Genomic DNA, 14,669 nt, shown 5'->3' with positions numbered 1-14,669 from the left:
GTGGGCGACCATCACAGGCTCTCCTCCGTGCGCAGCTCGGGCCGGCGGCCCATGGCCACCAGGACGCCGACCAGCACCACGCCGATGCCGAGCCAGACGAAGCCGAGCGTCTGCGCGGCCACGTCGGCATTGATGACGACGAACAGCAGGATGCCGAACCCGATCACCGGGACGGCGAGGTGCTTCCACCAGTCCCGGCTCTTGTGCCTGACCACGTAGTGGACGACGACGGCGACGTGCAGGAGGAGGAAGGCGGTCATCGCGCCGAAGTTGACGAGGCTGACCAGCAGGGAGATCCCGTCGTCCCTCGAGTTCATGTACAGGCCGAGGGCCAGCGAGATGGCGGCGACGACGAGCGTGGCGTTCACCGGCACCCGCCGCGTCGGGTGCACCTTGGCCAGCAGGTGCGGCAGCTGCCGGTCCCGGGCCATGGCGAACAGCAGCCGCGAGGTCGCGGCCTGGGCGACCAGGGAGTTGGCGAAGCCCCATGCGATCGCCGTCGCCACCGCGGTCAGCGTGGCCAGCCACGCGCCGCCGGCCACGTCGGCGGCGTCGTAGAAGGCGGTGCCCTCGGCGTCACCGTTGGCGATCAGGCCCGCCGGATCGGGCACGAGCAGCGCCGCGACCCAGGTCTGCACGATGAACAGCGCGGCCGCCAGGATGAGCGCGGCGATCATGGACCGGCCGATCATGCGGGCCGACTCCCGGTTCTCCTCGGCCAGCGTCGAGATCCCGTCGAAGCCGAGGAAGCTCAGCACCGCGATGGAGACCGCGCCGAAGACCAGGCTGAGCGTGAACGTGTCGCCGTCGTAGACCGGCGAGAAGTCGAAGCCGCGGCCCTCCCCGCTCGCCAGCGCGACGATGCCGATGACGATGAAGATCGCCAGCACGATCAGCTCCGCCACCAGCATGATCTTGTTGACCCGGGCGGTCATCTCGATGCCCAGGTAGTTGACCACCGTGTTGAGGACGATGAAGCCGACCAGCCAGACCCAGACCGGGATCGAGGGCACGATCGAGTTCATCGCCACCGACGCGATCAGGTAGAGCAGCGCCGGCACCAGCACGTAGTCGAGCAGGATCATCCAACCGGCGACGAAGCCGACCGGCTGGGCGATCCCGCGGCCGGCGTAGGTGTAGACCGAGCCGGCCATCGGGAAGGCGCGCGCCATCTGCGAGTACGACACGGCCGTGAACATCATTGCCACGCCGCCGATCGCGTAGGCCAGCGCGATCATGCCGCCCGAGGCCTGGAAGACGCTGCCGAAGATGCCGAACGGCGCGATCGGCACCATGAAGATCAGGCCGTAGACGAGCAGGTCGGTGAAGGTCAGCGACCGCTTGAGCTCCTGCTTGTAGCCGAAGGCCTCGACGCCGGCGCCTTCCTCGCCGGCGTCCGCGAGCGCACGGGTGGTGGGTGGTTCGGGCACGGCGATCCCTCCTCGGACATCCCCGGCGGTAGGCCGGGCGGGGAGAGAGTAGGCCGGACTGCTTCCACGTGGAAGGAGTTGATCAGGCGCTGCGCGGCAGCGTGACCTCGCGGAAGCGCAGGCCGTCGGCGTGCGCCAGCCGGGGGACGGCGGCGACGGCCCGCACCCGCCGGCGGCCGGCGGCCAGCGCCACCGCCTCGCGGACCCCCTCGTACAGCCCCCGGGCGTACGCGCAGACGACCGGCGCGCTCGGGCCGGACCGGCCGGCCAGCCGCTCCTGCAGCGCCAGCTGCCCCTCGTCGGCGGTGGCGTCGGCCTCACTGGCCAGGGGCATGGCGAACGACGGCATGCAGGCGAACAGCTCGCCGGTGCGGTCGCCCCCGAGCGCGTACAGGCCGTTCTCCTCGAGCGCGCCGGAGAGCCGCACCACGCGGCGGTCCAGGCCGGCCCGGGCGAACTCGCGGTTGAACGCGACCAGGTCCCGCCCGACCAGGCTGAGCAGGACGGCGTCCGCCCGGGTGCGCGTCACCAGGTCCAGCAGCGGGCCGGGGTCGGTGGGGCCGAACGGGACCATCGCCGCGCCGACCACCTCGGCGCCGAGCCCTCGCAGCACGGCCGCCGCGGCGCGGTGCACCGCCCGTGGCCAGACGTAGTCGGTGCCGAGCAGCACCCACCGCCGGGCCCGCCGGTGGGCGACCACCCAGGCGAGGGCCGCCGCGTGCTGCTCCCGCGGCGCCTGCCCGAGCCGGACGACGCCGGGGGAGTGGCGGCCGCCCTCGTGCGGGGGCGTGAAGACGTAGCGGACCCGCCCGGCCAGCGCCGTCTCGACCGCGCGGTGCACGTCGCTGGTGTGGAACCCGACCAGGACGTCGAAGGCGCCGGCCGCGTGCAGCGCGGCGGTCTCGGCGGCGACCACCGCCGGCGCGCGCCCGAAGTCGAGGGCGACGAGCTCGACGGTCCGCCCGCCGACGCCGCCGGCCTCGTTGGCCTCGTCGACGGCCAGCCCGGCCAGGTCGAGCGCGGAGGGCGCGGTCAGCGCCAGCGGCCCGGACAGCGGGACGGCCAGCCCGATCCGCACGGCGTCCGCCCGCGGGCCGGCGAGCAGCACGTCCCACGGATCCAGCGGACCCCTCGGGCTGGGCACCCGCTGAGTATGGTGCCGCCATGGTGGCGGGCGGCACAGCGGCGACGCCGTCGCCGGGTCGGGTGTCCGACCACCTCGTCGAGCTGCTCACCGTGACGCAGCGCCGGGTGGCCGGCGGGGTCGCCGCGGTGCTCGCCGAGGACGGCGCCACCCTCGACGGCTACCGCCTGCTGCGCGCCCTGGCCGCTGCCGGAGGGCGCTCGATGGGCGAGCTCGTGGCCGCGCTGCGCCTGCCCGCGCCCACGCTGACCCGGCTGGTGGACGCCGCCGTCGACGCCGCCCTGGCCTACCGGCTGCCCGACCCCGGCGACGGGCGCAAGGTCGTCGTCCACCTCTCCGACGCCGGCCGCACCCGGCTGTCCCGGCTCGAGGCCCTGGTGCGGGCGCACGAGTCCGCGCTGGCCGAGTCCCTCGGCGGCGACCGGGTGGACGCGCTGCGGCGGGCGCTGGTCGACCTGAGCGGAGGAGATCCGGCCGGGTAACGCGCACGGATCTCCTCCGGATCAGCCGACGCCCGCCGCGTCGTCGTCCGGGAACAGCACGCCGAGGCCGAAGCGGGTGGGGCGTGCGAACGGGCGCCAGCGGTCGGCCGATTGGGCCAGCCGGTCGGCGACCACCCACAGCACCGCGGGGTCGAACCCCATGCCGAGGTGGCTGGCGCGGACGGCGACGTTCTCGCTGGTGGGGCCGGGTTGCTGGAGGCACGCCCGCCAGTCGACGACGCCGTCCCAGCGGGAGTAGACCGACGTGCTCGGCACGGGGAGCGGCCGGCGCAGCCCGCCGCGCGCCGAGGAGAGGCGCTCGGTCGAGTGCAGGTGCCGGTACCGGTCGTAGGCACGCGCGCCGCGGGTGCCATCGGCCGGGCCGCCGACCAGCGCGAACGGCGAGCCCAGGGTGACCACCTGGCGCACCTGCTCGGGCGCGCGCTCGGCCAGCCGCCGGGCGTAGATCCCGCCCAGGCTCTGCCCGACGACGCTCACCGGGGAGCCGTGCCGGCGGTGCAGTCGCTCCAGCAGCTTCGGCAGCGCGGTGACGACCTCCTGCGTCGGCCCCCGGTTGCGGCCGAGCTCCCAGCCGACCACGGGGTAGCCGAGCCCGCGCAGCCACCGGCGCAGGGTTCCGGTCGACAGGTCCGTCGCGCCCAGCCCGGGCAGGACCAGCACGGGGTGCCGGTCGCCGCGCGGGGCCAGGGCGAGCAGCGGCCAGGTCGCGGCGAACGCGCCGGCGCTGGCCATCGCGCGCACCGGCTCGGTCGCGGCGAGCACGCCGCGCCGGTCGTAGGGGACTCGCGAGGCGGGCATCGGCACTCCGTTCGGTGTCGGACGACGGTCGGCTGCTACCCCGGGTGGACGACTCGGCACCCTCGGCGTGACGCGGGGCGGAGCCGCGCGTCGTCGCCGGGTCGCAGGTCGGCGAGGAGTCCGCCGCCGTCATGCCGGCGGGGCGGCGGCATCTTCACCTGTGCGGCCAGTGCGGGCACCCCACCCCGGCCGGGTGCCGTGACCCCGCGCCCGGCCGGGGCCCGCACCGGTCAGCTCCCTCGAGGGTAGTTCCGCTGGGTCATGTCGAAGGGCGCGAGCACCTCGAGGAAGAACTCCGAGGCCGCGGACGCCACCTCGGAGAGGTCGTCGCCGCCGCCCTCGCGCAGCACCTGGAACACCACTTCGTGGTGCACCCGGGCGACGTCGAGCACGCTGAGCCCGTCGGCCATGGCGGCCCGCCCCAGCTCGTAGCCGCGCAGCAGAGCGGCCTCCTCCCGGCGCGGGAGGAAGCCGAGGAACGCCGCCCGGTAGTCCCGCAACAGGCTCTCGACGGGGGTCATGGGCGGGCACGCCCGATCCGTTCGTCGAGATAGGCCAGCCCCTCCTCCAGATCGAGGGCGGTCGCGACGGTCCCGGTGCCCATGCCGAGCGAGACCATGGCGAAGGCGACGTCGGGCTGGATGCCGACGATGACGGTCGTGGCACCGCGCAGGCGGGCCATCTCCGCGACCGTGCGCAACGTGCGCGTGCCGAAGGAGTCCAGCACGTCCAGGGCCGCGACGTCGATGATCACGCCGCGGGAACGGCATCGACCGATCTGGTCGATCAGGTCCTGCTGGAACCGCACCATCTCGGTGTCGTCCAGTGCGGTGTGGATCGACGCGATCAGGTACGGCCCCTGGCGCAGGATCGAGACGAGTTTGGGCCCGGCGGTCACGGACCCCCCATGCCGTCGGCCTTGCTCACCGTGTACCCGAGCAACCGTTCGGCCTCCTCCAGGCCGCCCTGCAGGTCCCCGATCGTGTCCATCTTGCTCAGGTCGACGCCGATCGTGACCAGGGTCTGCGCGATCTCCGGCGACAGACCGGTGATGATCACGCTGGCCCCCATGAGCCGCGAGGCGTCCACCGTCCGTACCAGGTTGTTCGCCACGGCCTCGTCGACGTCCGGGACACCCGTGATGTCCACGACGACGACCTTGGCCCGGTGCGTGCGGATCCCGGTGAGCAGCTGCTCGGTCAGCTGCCGCGCGCGCTCGCTGTCGAGGATGCCGATGATCGGCAGGATCAGCAGCCGTTCGCGCACCGGCAGGACCGGGGTGGACAGCTCGCGGATCGAGTCCTGCTGCTGGCGGATGATCCGCTCGCGCTCCTCGACGAAGCTGACCGCGACGGTGTTGGCGATGCGGTTGGCAGCCGGCTCGTAGGCGTCGAGCACCCGGTTGAGCAGGGCGAAGTCACGTTGGTACTTCTCGAACAGCGACCGGGCGAGGACGTCGCGCAGCAGCAGCACGATCCCGACGACCTCGTGGGTCTCCACACCGCGGGGGATGATCCGCTCCGAGAGGTCGCGGGCGTAGCGCTGGAGCGCCTCGACACTGCCGGTCTCGAGCACCTCGACGTAGTTGTCGTAGACCGAGGTGGTCTCGGCGGCCATCTCCTGGGGCGTCATCGCGTGCAGCAGGTGCGCGCCCTGGACGCGGTTGGCCCACTCCTGTCGCAGCCGGGTCCGGTGCTCGCGCAGATGGGCCACCAGCTGGGGGAGCAGCTGGGCGCCGTCCGGTTCGTCGAGGGGCGTGCCGGGGCCAGGCACGTTGACGACCCTGCTGCGGTCCTGGTCCATGAGTCATTCCTCTCCGCGCCACTTCGTCATCGTCACGGTCGTCCCGCGACCCACTTCCGAGACGACGGCGAACTCGTCCATGAGCCGCCGCGCGCCCGGCAGACCGAGCCCGAGCCCTGCGTAGGTGCTGTAGCCGTCGGTCAGCGCCTGCTCGATGTCGGCGATGCCGGGGCCGCTGTCCCGCGCGACCACGCGGATCCCCGGTCGGGGCTGCTCGAGCAGCTCGACGACGATCTCGCCGTTGCGGGCGAACCGCACGATGTTGCGCGCGATCTCGGACACCGCGGTCGCGATCATCGTCAGCTCGCTGGCGGAGAACGACAGCCGCGCGGCGACCGCCCGTGCCGCCTGCCGGGCGGCGACGATGTCGGCGTCGGCCCGGATCGGGATACGGACCTCGTCGTCGCGGGGCTGACCGCGTTCCAGGAGCGGCCGGCTCAGCCGCGCGCAGACCTCGCACTCGAGCAGGTGGCGGGCGGCGTCCACCTCCCGCTGCCGCCGGCGGTCCCCGCCGGACAGCGCCAGCAGCACGGGCCGGCACCGGTCGGTCGGGGGCTCGGTCCGCTCGAGCGCCAGCAGGTACTCGACCCGCAGCCGGGCCCGCGTGCGGTTGAGCTGGGCGGCCACGGCACCGGCCGTGCTGCCCAGCTCGGCAGCCAGGGTGCGGGTGTCCTGCCCCGACACCTCGTGCGCGAGCAGCGTCTGGCGTTCGCGTTCGGAGAGCCGGGTCAGCGCGGCGGCGACGGCGGACTTCTCCTCCTGCGCGAGGAGGCCCTCGTCCGGCACCTCGGGCGGGCGCAGGTCGACGACGCGGTGCTGGTTGCGGCGGTGGCGGTCCTGCTCGCGCCACAGGGACGCGACGACGTTGCGCGCGGTCACGATCGCGTACGGCTCGAGCATGCCGGGCTCGACCCGGCCGGTCGCCGCGAGGACCCGGACGAGGGTCTCCTGGACCAGGTCGTCGACGGTGGCCTCGTCGGGCACGCGCGCGGCGACGATGCGCCGCACCATGGGGATCAGCGCGGCGACGTCGAGGGGTGGCCCGGCCCCGTCCTGGGCATCGGTGGACTCCGCCGTCCCCACCTCCCGGACGCTACGCCCGGCCCGCCCGGGCGGCCCCTCGGAACGATCAGTCGGTCGGCGGCAGGACGCGGGGCAGGAACACCTCGTCGATCGGCCGGGGGCCGACGTACTGCCGGCAGGTGCACGGCACCCAGGTGTGCCCGGCCCAGCGGCCGCGCTTGTCGTAGGCGTCGCGGCGCAGCTCGGCGTAGCAGGTGGAGGTCTCGGTGTCGTGCTGGCTGAGCGGATGACCGCAGCCGCACACCGGGGTCACCGGCTTGGGCGGGGCGGGGGCCCGCCGCTGCAGCCGCCCGGCGACGAAGCCCACGGCCAGCAAGGCCCCACCCACCAGCAGGCTGATCGGTTCCACCGGTGCTCCTCCCGTTCCGTCTCCTCCTGACGGTAGCGCCGGACGGGCGGGAGGGGAGGGGTCAGCCGGTCGTCTTCCCGCGGCCGCTCACGGCGTCGCGCAGGTGGTCGAGCAGGCTGGCGACCGGGCCGAGCACCGTCCGCACCGTGGCGTCGTTCGGCGTCATGGGGTGCGCGCGGGTCGGGGCGAGCTTCTTGACCCCCTCGACCTTCTCGGCCATCTCGACCAGCTCCGCCCGGCTGAACGTGCGGCGCAGGTCGGCGAACATCCGGCCCTCCTCGTCCTCGACGTGGTGGCGGATCTCGCGGATGAGCGTCTGCACCTCGGTGTCGAACTGCGCGTCGTCCGGGTCCATGCGCTCGAGCCGCTTCATGGTCTCCTCGGCCTCGGCGTGCTCGTGCTTGGCGTGCTCCGCCTCGTCCTTGTCGACCTGCTTCTCGACCTTCGGGTAGACCTGCGACTCCTCGGCGACCGAGTGCTTGACCAGGCCGATCGTGACCTCGTCGACCAGCTCGCGCTTGCGCCGCAGGTCGTCGGGCCCGGTCCGGCCCAGCAGCCCTTCCAGCTCCCGGAAGAGGCGGTCGAACTCGCGGTGGTCGGCGGTGAGCAGGTCGACGACGTCGCGCTGGGTGTCGGTCATGACGACTCCTCGCTGGCTGCCCTGCAGGGGCGGTGGGGGGCGGCTTCCCCGCCGCCCCCTTTCCCCGTCGCGACCGGCCCGAACCCCGCGGCCGGAGGTCGTCCGGTGTCGCCCGATCGGGGCGGTTGATCGCTTGTGAGACGGGGCACAAGGAGGCCGTGGAGAGCTACGCCGTCGGGTTCGCCCGGCCCGACCGCTGGTCCCGGGGGAGACCGGCGGAGCAGAACTGCCCGTGGCATGCCGTCGAGGCGCACCGCCCGCCGGCCGAGCTGGACGGGGAGGTGGAGCTCGCGGTGTGCGGGGCCATCGTCCAGGTGTGGGGTTCCCAGAGGTGGGACCGCGTCGGCACCGGCCGGACCGCCTGCCCGGAGTGCGTCCGCCTCACCGCGGTGGTCCCCGCGCTGAGCGTCACCGGCTGACCGGTCCGCCTCCGGGGGGTCAGCGGCGGTCGGGACGGCGGCCGCTGATCGCCGACAGACCGGTGATCTCCCGGCCGACGATCAGCGCCTGCACCGAGTCGGTGCCCTCGAAGGTGAAGATCGCCTCCATGTCGGCGTGGTGCCGGGCGACGTGGTGGTCGAGCAGGATCCCGTCGCCGCCGAGGATGTCGCGCGCGTCGGCCACGATCGCCCGCGCCTTGGCCGCGTGGTTCATCTTCGCCATCGACGCCATCGCCGCGGTCATCCGGCCCTCGTCGGCGAGCTTCGACAGCCGCCAGCACATCAGCTGCATGGCGGTGATCTCGGCGAGCATCCGCGCCAGCTTGTCCTGAACCAGCTGGTAGCCGGCGATCGGGGAGCCGAACTGCTCGCGGCGCAGCGCGTGCGCCAGCGCCAGCTCGTAGGACGCCGTCGCCAGCCCGAGCGCACGCCAGGCGACGGTGTAGCGGGTGCGGTCGAGCACCTTCGAGACGTCCTTGAACGAGGTGCAGTGGGCCAGCTTGTTCTCCACCGGCACCCGGACGCCCTCGAGGGTGATCTCGGCCTGCCACACCGCGCGCAGCGCCGTCTTGCCGGTCATGACCCGCGCCGTGTAGCCCGGCGTGCCCTTCTCGACGACGTAGCCGCCGACCGCGCCGTCCTCACCCCGGGCCCAGATGAGCACGTGGTCGGCGATCGAGCCGTTGCCGATCCACTTCTTCTGCCCGTCGAGCACGTAGCTGTCGCCGTCCCGGCGGGCGGAGGTCTCCAGCGCGACGGCGTCCGAGCCGTGCCGGGGCTCGGTGAGGCCGAACGCGCCGATCTTCTCCAGCCGGGCCATCTCCGGCAGCCAGCGCTCGCGCTGCTCCTCGTCGCCGAGCAGCGCGATCGACTGCATGGCCAGGAAGCTGTGCACGCCGTAGAAGGTGCCGATGCTGCCGTCGGCGCGCGCCCACTCGGCGGCGACCAGCCCGGCGGCGACCGCGCTCATGCCGGGGGAGCCGTAGCCCTGCACGGTGCCGCCGGAGATGCCCAGCTCGGCGATCTTGGGCACCAGTTCGAACGGGAAGTCGGCGCGCTCCCAGTACTCGTTGATCCGCGGCGTCACCTCCTGCTCGCAGAAGGCGCGGACCCGGTCGCGGATCTCGATCTCCTCCGGCTCGAGCAGGTCCTCGATCGCGTAGAAGTCGGTGGTCGGCGAGGTCACGGCGCGACGCTAGTGCGCTCCGGTCGGTGCCGCTCGCCGGTGATCACCCGCGGGCCCGTTGACCGGTGCGGACACCGGGTCGACACTGACCGGCGCGCGGAAGGAGCTCGCCATGGCGTGGAACCTCAAGGGCAGCTACGCGGAGACCTGCTCGTGCGAGCTGATGTGCCCGTGCAATCTCACCCTGACCCACGGCGCCACCTACGACTACTGCCGGGCGACCCTGGCCTTCAACATCCGCGAGGGCGAGATCGACGGCACCGACGTCCGGGGCCGCAAGGTCGTGACGATCATCGACACGCCGAAGGTCATGACCGACGGCAACTGGCGGGTCGGGATGTTCATCGACGAGGAGGCCAGCCAAGAGCAGTTCGACAAGCTGGTCCAGGTCTTCGGCGGCCAGCTCGGCGGCCCCATGGGCGCGCTCGGCCCGCTCGTGGGGGAGGTCGTCGGTGTGGAACGGGCCGCGATCGAGCTGCGCGACGACGGACTGCTGCACAGCGTCCGCGTCGGCTACGTCATCGACTTCGAGGTCGAGGACATCGTGCCCTTCGGCAAGGAGGACGGGACGCCGGTCCGGTTCGACGGCGCGTTCCACCCGGTCGCCTCGAACCTGACGATGGCCGAGGCGCGGCGCTCGCGGATCGACGCCTTCGGCATCCGGTACGAGGGCAAGACCGGCGTCTCCCACGCCGATTTCTCCTGGTCCGCCTGACCCGATGACCGCTCCGGCGCAGGTGCGGCCCACCAGCGGCCTCGCTCCGGCGTTCGCCGCCGTCCGCACCCGCCTGGGGCTGGTCGCCCTCCTGTTCGTCCTCGCCGCGGTCGGCTGGTGGTGGACGGCGCGGCAGATGCGCGGCATGGACCAGGGGCCGTGGAGCGATCTCGGCACGCTGGGCTGGTTCCTCGGCGTCTGGGTCGTGATGATGGCCGCGATGATGTTCCCGTCGGTCGCGCCGACGGTCGCCCTGTACTCGCGCATGACCCGGCACCGGTCCCGGCTGTCGCCCCCGATGTTCGTCGCCGGCTACCTGCTCACGTGGACCGGCGCGGGACTCGTCGCCTTCGCGGTGCTCGCGCTCGTCGACCAGGTGGCGGGCGACGTCCTCGCCTGGGACCGGGCCGGCCGGTGGATCGCGGGCGGGACCCTCGTCGTCGCGGCGGTCTACGAATTGACCCCGCTCAAGGACGTCTGCCTCGGGAAGTGCCGCAGCCCCCTCGGCTTCCTGCTGGGCTCGTGGCGGGACGGCCCCCTGGGCGGGCTGCGGATGGGTGCGAAGAACGGCGCCTGGTGCGTGGGCTGCTGCTGGGCGCTCATGGCGTCGCTGTTCGCGCTCGGGATCATGAGCGTCGTCTGGATGGCCCTCGTCGCCGGGGTGATCGCCGTGGAGAAGACCCTGCCGTGGCGGCGGGTCGCGTCCTACGGGACGACGGTCCTGCTGCTCACCCTCGGGCTCCTGATCCTCGCAGCTCCGGGAGCGATCCCGGCGCTCACGGTCCCGGCCGGCGACCGGATGACCGAGATGGCGCCGTAGTCATGCCGAGGTGAGCAGTCCCCGGACGTAGGCGGCCTGGCCGGCGTGCTGCAGGTCGTCGGAGAGCACGCTGACCAGCCGGACGCCGAGGGTGACCGGCGGATCCCAGCGGCGGTCCACCACCCGGTCGAGGTCCTCGTCGGTCAGCCCGGCCAGGAACTCCGCCGTCCGGGCGTGCACCGCCGCGGCGTACTCGAGCAGCAGGTCCGGGGACTCGACACGGACGGCGGCGACGTCGTCCGCGCTGAACCCGTAGCCGGTGGCCGCCGGGTCGAAGGGCAGGCCGAAACGCTCGGCGAACCCTTCGGCGGTCCACACCTGCTCTCGGTCGGCCACCTCGGCGACGTGGTCGTCCTGCACGCGGACCAGGTGCCACGCCAGCCACGCGATGGTGTTCGCCTCGGGCCCGACGCGCGCGGTGAGCTGCTCGGCGGTCAGCCCGTCGAGCGTCCGCCGCAGCGTCTGCTGGATCCGTTCGTAGCCGTCGAGCAGCAGGTCCCGGCTCCGCATGCGGTTGCTCAGCCCAGGCCGAACGTGCGCACGATCAGCCAGATCAGCCCCACGATCACCGCGATCGAGACCACCAGGACCGTCACCACCGGGACGACGACCCAGCGGCGCTTGAACCGCCGCCGCCGAGGGGGCGCGGCGGGCGGGCGGCCGGCGACCGGACCCGGGACGGCGTGGCCGCGCTGCTCGCGCCGGCGCGCCGCCAGGGAGTCCCGGGCATCGCGGGCGACCGAGCCCAGCACTGCCTTCGACGCGGCGGCCAGGATCTTCAGGTCCGCCTGGTCGAAGCGGTGCACCGAGCCCTCGCTCGGGGTCGGCGGCGGGGGAGGCGGCGGTGACTCGGGCGGGGCCGCGGGCGGCGCGTCGTCCGCCAGCACCGCCTCCAGACCCCGTCGCGCCTGCTCGGCCGTGCTGCGCTGCGCGGGGTCCTTGGTGAGCAGGCCCCGCAGCACCGGCTCCAGCGGGCCGGCCCGCACCATCGGCGCCGGGTGCTCCGACACCACGGACATCGCCGTGGCCATCGGCTCGCCGCGGCCGAACGGCGGGCGCCCCTCCACCGCCGCGTACAGCGTGGCGCCGAGCGACCACAGGTCGACCGCCGGCCGCGGCTCGTCGCCGTGGATCCGCTCCGGCGCCATGTAGGACGGCGAGCCGATCAGGGCGCCCTGGGTGGTCAGGCTGGAGTCGCCGGTCGCCGTGGCGATGCCGAAGTCGGTCAGGCAGGCGTGCCCGTTGCGCTCGACGAGCACGTTGGCCGGCTTGACGTCGCGGTGCACGATCCCGGCGGCGTGCGCCGCCTCCAGCGCGGAGAGCACGTCGAGCCCGATCTGGGCCACCGCCTTGGGCGAGAGCGGGCCGCCGTGCTCGAGCATCCGCTGGAGGCTGTCGGCGTCGACGTGCTCCATGACCAGCCACGGCTTGCCGCCCTCCTCGACGACGTCGTAGACCGTGGTCACGCACGGGTGGTCGAGCCGGGCGGCCGCGCGCGCCTCGCGGAGGGTCCGCTCACGCAGCACGTGCCGCTCCTCGTCGGTCGCCCCGATCGAGAAGGTCAGCTCCTTGATCGCGACCTGGCGGTGCAGCGTCTGGTCGGTGGCCCGCCAGACGATCCCCATCCCGCCGCGACCCAGGACGTCGGTCAGCGCGTACCGGCCGGCGAGGACCCGGTCGGCGGGCGCTGCCTCGGCGCTCATGGGCGGACGGTACGCCGGAATCGGACGGCGGGGACTGTTACCTCTGCTGGTCCTCGGTGCCGGCCGCGGAGTCGCTCTGCGCCTCCATCTCCGCGGCCTGCTCGGGCGTCTCCTGCTCGAGGGCGATGTCGCGGGGTTCGGGCAGGCTGCGCTCGACCGGCTCGTTCGGCTCGGGTGTGGTCATGCTCCGAAGCCTGCCGCAGATGGGGCTCATCCGCCCGGTCGGACCAGCCCGGACTCGTAGGCCAGCACGACGGCCTGCACCCGGTCGCGCAGGTCCAGCTTGGTCAGGACCGCGGTCAGGTGGGTCTTGACGGTCGACTCGCCGAGGAAGAGCCGGGCGGCGATCTCGGCGTTGGAGAGCCCGGTAGCGACCAGTGCCAGGACGTCGCGCTCGCGCGGGGTGAGCCGGGTGAGGCGGTCGTCGGCGCGGGGGACCGGCGTGCGGGCGAACTCGGCGATCAGCCGCCGGGTGACCGACGGCGCCAGCAGCGCCTCCCCGGCCGCGACCACCCGGATCGCGTGGACCAGCTCGTCCGGCGGGGCGTCCTTGAGCAGGAAACCGCTGGCCCCGGCCCGCAGCGCCTCGAAGACGTACTCGTCGAGGTCGAAGGTGGTGAGGACGACGACCCGCGTCCCCGGCTGCGCCGCCACCAGCCGCGCGGTCGCCTGCAGGCCGTCCAGCCGCGGCATCCGGATGTCCATGAGGACGACGTCCGGGCGGGTCCGCCGCGCCACCTCCAGCGCCGCGAGCCCGTCGGCCGCCTCGCCGGCCACCGTGATGCCGGGCTCGGACTCCAGCAGCCGCACGAACCCCGCCCGCACGAGCGTCTGGTCGTCGACGACCAGCACCGAGACGCTCACGGCGCGGCCACCGGCAGCCGCGCCCGCAGCCGGTACCGCCCGTCCGGCTCCGGCCCGGCCTCCAGCGTGCCGCCGTGCAGCGCGACCCGTTCCCGCAGCCCGGCCAGTCCGTGGCCGCCGGGAGCCGGGGGACCGGCGACGCACGGGTTGACGACCTCGACGACGAGCGCGTCGGGGCAGTGGTCGAGGCGCAGCTCGGCCGCACTGCCGCAGCCGTGCTTGCGCACGTTGGTCAGCGCCTCCTGCACGATCCGGTAGGCGGTGAGGTCCAGGGCGGCCGGCAGCTCCACGGGCTCGCCGCGCACCTCCAGCCGCACGTCAAGCCCGCCGCCCCGGGCCGCGGCCAGCAGCCCGTCGAGCTCGCGCAGGGACGGCGGCGGCCGGCGGTCGGCGCCCGGATCGCCGGCGCGCAGGACGCCGAGCATGCGCCGCAGCTCGGTCAGCGCCTCCCGGCCGGTGGTCTCGATGGCGGTCAGCGTCCGGTGGGTCGTCGTCCCCTCGGGCACCGCGCGGGCCTCCGCGGCGGCCTGCACGACCATGACGGTGACCGCGTGCGTGACGACGTCGTGCAGTTCCCGGGCGATGCGCGCCCGCTCGGCCGCGGCGGCCCGCGCCGCCTCCTCCGCCCGGCCGGCCTCCGCGGCCGCCGCCCGCTCGGCCGCCGCCGCGGCCTGCTGCTGGCGCAGCCCGACCGCCCGGCCGACGCCGAACGCCAGGGTGAACAGCACCCAGGACGGGACGACGTCGCTCCACGACCGCCCGGCGAGCACGGCCGGCACGTCGGTGGAGACGAGGAAGGCGACCAGCGCCACCGCCACGGCCCAGGCCGAGCGGGCCCGCGGGACGGCGGCCGCGCTGAACGTGGCCAGCAGCAGGGCCACGCCCGGCGAGAACGGCGGCTGCGGCTGGTCGCCGTAGAAGAGCAGCAGCCACAGCCACGTCGCGCCGAGGACGACGGCGAAGACCGGCAGCGGGTGCGGGCTGCGCCAGGCGAGCGGCACGCAGACGAGGACGAGGAAGGCGGCGTCCACGAGCGGCGGCGCGACGAAGTCCGACTCGCTCGCCGGCAGCGCCGTCAGCGCGTAGAGGCTGCCGCCCAGCAGCGCCGCGGCCAGCAGGGGATCCACCCATCGCTGCGCCCGCCGCCAGTGGGCCATGGCGCACGGTAGGCCGCCGGACCCCTGTCCGACC

19 protein-coding genes are annotated in these 14,669 nt (G+C 74.1%); 4 read left to right on the top strand and 15 right to left on the bottom strand.

Features of this window, described 5'->3' with window-relative positions; genetic code table 11:
• Window positions 1-11 precede the first annotated feature (11 nt).
• Entirely contained in the window at window positions 12-1,430 is a 1,419-nt protein-coding gene (locus ACWIYF_RS17820) for an APC family permease (protein WP_448624162.1), read from the bottom strand.
• 82 nt (window positions 1,431-1,512) lie between these two features.
• Window positions 1,513-2,574, bottom strand: coding sequence for an ABC transporter substrate-binding protein (locus ACWIYF_RS17815; RefSeq protein ID WP_448624161.1), 1,062 nt, complete (start codon window positions 2,572-2,574; stop codon window positions 1,513-1,515).
• Between the two features lie 20 nt (window positions 2,575-2,594).
• On the opposite strand from ACWIYF_RS17815, the gene ACWIYF_RS17810 reads away from it, so the two are divergent.
• Window positions 2,595-3,056, top strand: coding sequence for a MarR family winged helix-turn-helix transcriptional regulator (locus ACWIYF_RS17810; RefSeq protein WP_448624160.1), 462 nt, complete (start codon window positions 2,595-2,597; stop codon window positions 3,054-3,056).
• Between the two features lie 21 nt (window positions 3,057-3,077).
• On the opposite strand, the gene ACWIYF_RS17805 is transcribed toward ACWIYF_RS17810, so the two are convergent.
• From ACWIYF_RS17805 to ACWIYF_RS17775, 7 genes are all read right to left on the bottom strand, one after another.
• Window positions 3,078-3,875, bottom strand: coding sequence for an esterase/lipase family protein (locus ACWIYF_RS17805; protein ID WP_448624159.1), 798 nt, complete (start codon window positions 3,873-3,875; stop codon window positions 3,078-3,080).
• Window positions 3,876-4,105: 230 nt separating this feature from the next.
• On the bottom strand, window positions 4,106-4,396 hold the full coding sequence (locus ACWIYF_RS17800) for a phosphatase RsbU N-terminal domain-containing protein (protein ID WP_448624158.1): 291 nt from the start codon (window positions 4,394-4,396) through the stop codon (window positions 4,106-4,108).
• Entirely contained in the window at window positions 4,393-4,773 is a 381-nt protein-coding gene (locus tag ACWIYF_RS17795; RefSeq protein ID WP_448624157.1) for an STAS domain-containing protein, read from the bottom strand. Before ACWIYF_RS17795 ends, ACWIYF_RS17800 begins: the two co-directional genes overlap by 4 nt.
• On the bottom strand, window positions 4,770-5,678 hold the full coding sequence (locus ACWIYF_RS17790) for an STAS domain-containing protein (RefSeq protein ID WP_448624156.1): 909 nt from the start codon (window positions 5,676-5,678) through the stop codon (window positions 4,770-4,772). The genes ACWIYF_RS17795 and ACWIYF_RS17790 overlap by 4 nt, the downstream gene beginning before the upstream one ends.
• 3 nt (window positions 5,679-5,681) lie before the next feature.
• A complete protein-coding gene (locus ACWIYF_RS17785) occupies window positions 5,682-6,761 on the bottom strand; it encodes a sigma-70 family RNA polymerase sigma factor (protein ID WP_448624155.1) in 1,080 nt (359 codons plus the stop codon).
• 46 nt (window positions 6,762-6,807) lie between these two features.
• Window positions 6,808-7,110 (bottom strand): hypothetical protein, encoded by a 303-nt coding sequence (locus tag ACWIYF_RS17780; protein ID WP_448624154.1) that lies wholly within the window; start codon window positions 7,108-7,110, stop codon window positions 6,808-6,810.
• Window positions 7,111-7,171: 61 nt separating this feature from the next.
• Window positions 7,172-7,750: a hemerythrin domain-containing protein gene (locus ACWIYF_RS17775; protein ID WP_448624153.1), complete on the bottom strand. Its 579-nt coding sequence runs from the start codon at window positions 7,748-7,750 to the stop codon at window positions 7,172-7,174.
• A 158-nt stretch (window positions 7,751-7,908) separates the two neighbouring features.
• Here ACWIYF_RS17775 and ACWIYF_RS17770 point away from each other — a divergent pair, with 158 nt between their 5' ends.
• Entirely contained in the window at window positions 7,909-8,169 is a 261-nt protein-coding gene (locus ACWIYF_RS17770; protein WP_448624152.1) for a hypothetical protein, read from the top strand.
• A 19-nt stretch (window positions 8,170-8,188) separates the two neighbouring features.
• On the opposite strand, the gene ACWIYF_RS17765 is transcribed toward ACWIYF_RS17770, so the two are convergent.
• Complete coding sequence (locus ACWIYF_RS17765) at window positions 8,189-9,376, bottom strand: acyl-CoA dehydrogenase family protein (protein WP_448624151.1); 1,188 nt, start codon at window positions 9,374-9,376, stop codon at window positions 8,189-8,191.
• A gap of 112 nt (window positions 9,377-9,488) precedes the next feature.
• Between ACWIYF_RS17765 and ACWIYF_RS17760 the strand changes: the two genes are divergently transcribed.
• On the top strand, window positions 9,489-10,091 hold the full coding sequence (locus tag ACWIYF_RS17760) for a DUF1326 domain-containing protein (protein WP_448624150.1): 603 nt from the start codon (window positions 9,489-9,491) through the stop codon (window positions 10,089-10,091).
• Between the two features lie 4 nt (window positions 10,092-10,095).
• Entirely contained in the window at window positions 10,096-10,911 is an 816-nt protein-coding gene (locus tag ACWIYF_RS17755) for a DUF2182 domain-containing protein (RefSeq protein WP_448624149.1), read from the top strand.
• Here the strand turns inward: ACWIYF_RS17755 and ACWIYF_RS17750 are convergent, their stop codons facing one another.
• The 5 genes from ACWIYF_RS17750 to ACWIYF_RS17730 are packed head-to-tail and all read right to left on the bottom strand — an operon-like array spanning window position 10,912 to window position 14,635.
• A complete protein-coding gene (locus ACWIYF_RS17750) occupies window positions 10,912-11,421 on the bottom strand; it encodes a mycothiol transferase (protein WP_448624148.1) in 510 nt (169 codons plus the stop codon).
• 8 nt (window positions 11,422-11,429) lie between these two features.
• A complete protein-coding gene (locus ACWIYF_RS17745; RefSeq protein WP_448624147.1) occupies window positions 11,430-12,614 on the bottom strand; it encodes a serine/threonine-protein kinase in 1,185 nt (394 codons plus the stop codon).
• A gap of 37 nt (window positions 12,615-12,651) precedes the next feature.
• Window positions 12,652-12,798, bottom strand: coding sequence for a hypothetical protein (locus ACWIYF_RS17740; protein WP_448624146.1), 147 nt, complete (start codon window positions 12,796-12,798; stop codon window positions 12,652-12,654).
• Between the two features lie 26 nt (window positions 12,799-12,824).
• Window positions 12,825-13,478, bottom strand: coding sequence for a response regulator (locus ACWIYF_RS17735; protein WP_448624145.1), 654 nt, complete (start codon window positions 13,476-13,478; stop codon window positions 12,825-12,827).
• Entirely contained in the window at window positions 13,475-14,635 is a 1,161-nt protein-coding gene (locus ACWIYF_RS17730) for a sensor histidine kinase (RefSeq protein WP_448624144.1), read from the bottom strand. Before ACWIYF_RS17730 ends, ACWIYF_RS17735 begins: the two co-directional genes overlap by 4 nt.
• Window positions 14,636-14,669 lie beyond the last annotated feature (34 nt).

The organism is Geodermatophilus sp. URMC 64 (assembly GCF_053502555.1).
The sequence above is the reverse complement of the archived record's forward strand: the minus strand, read 5'-3'. Positions and strand labels throughout refer to the sequence as shown.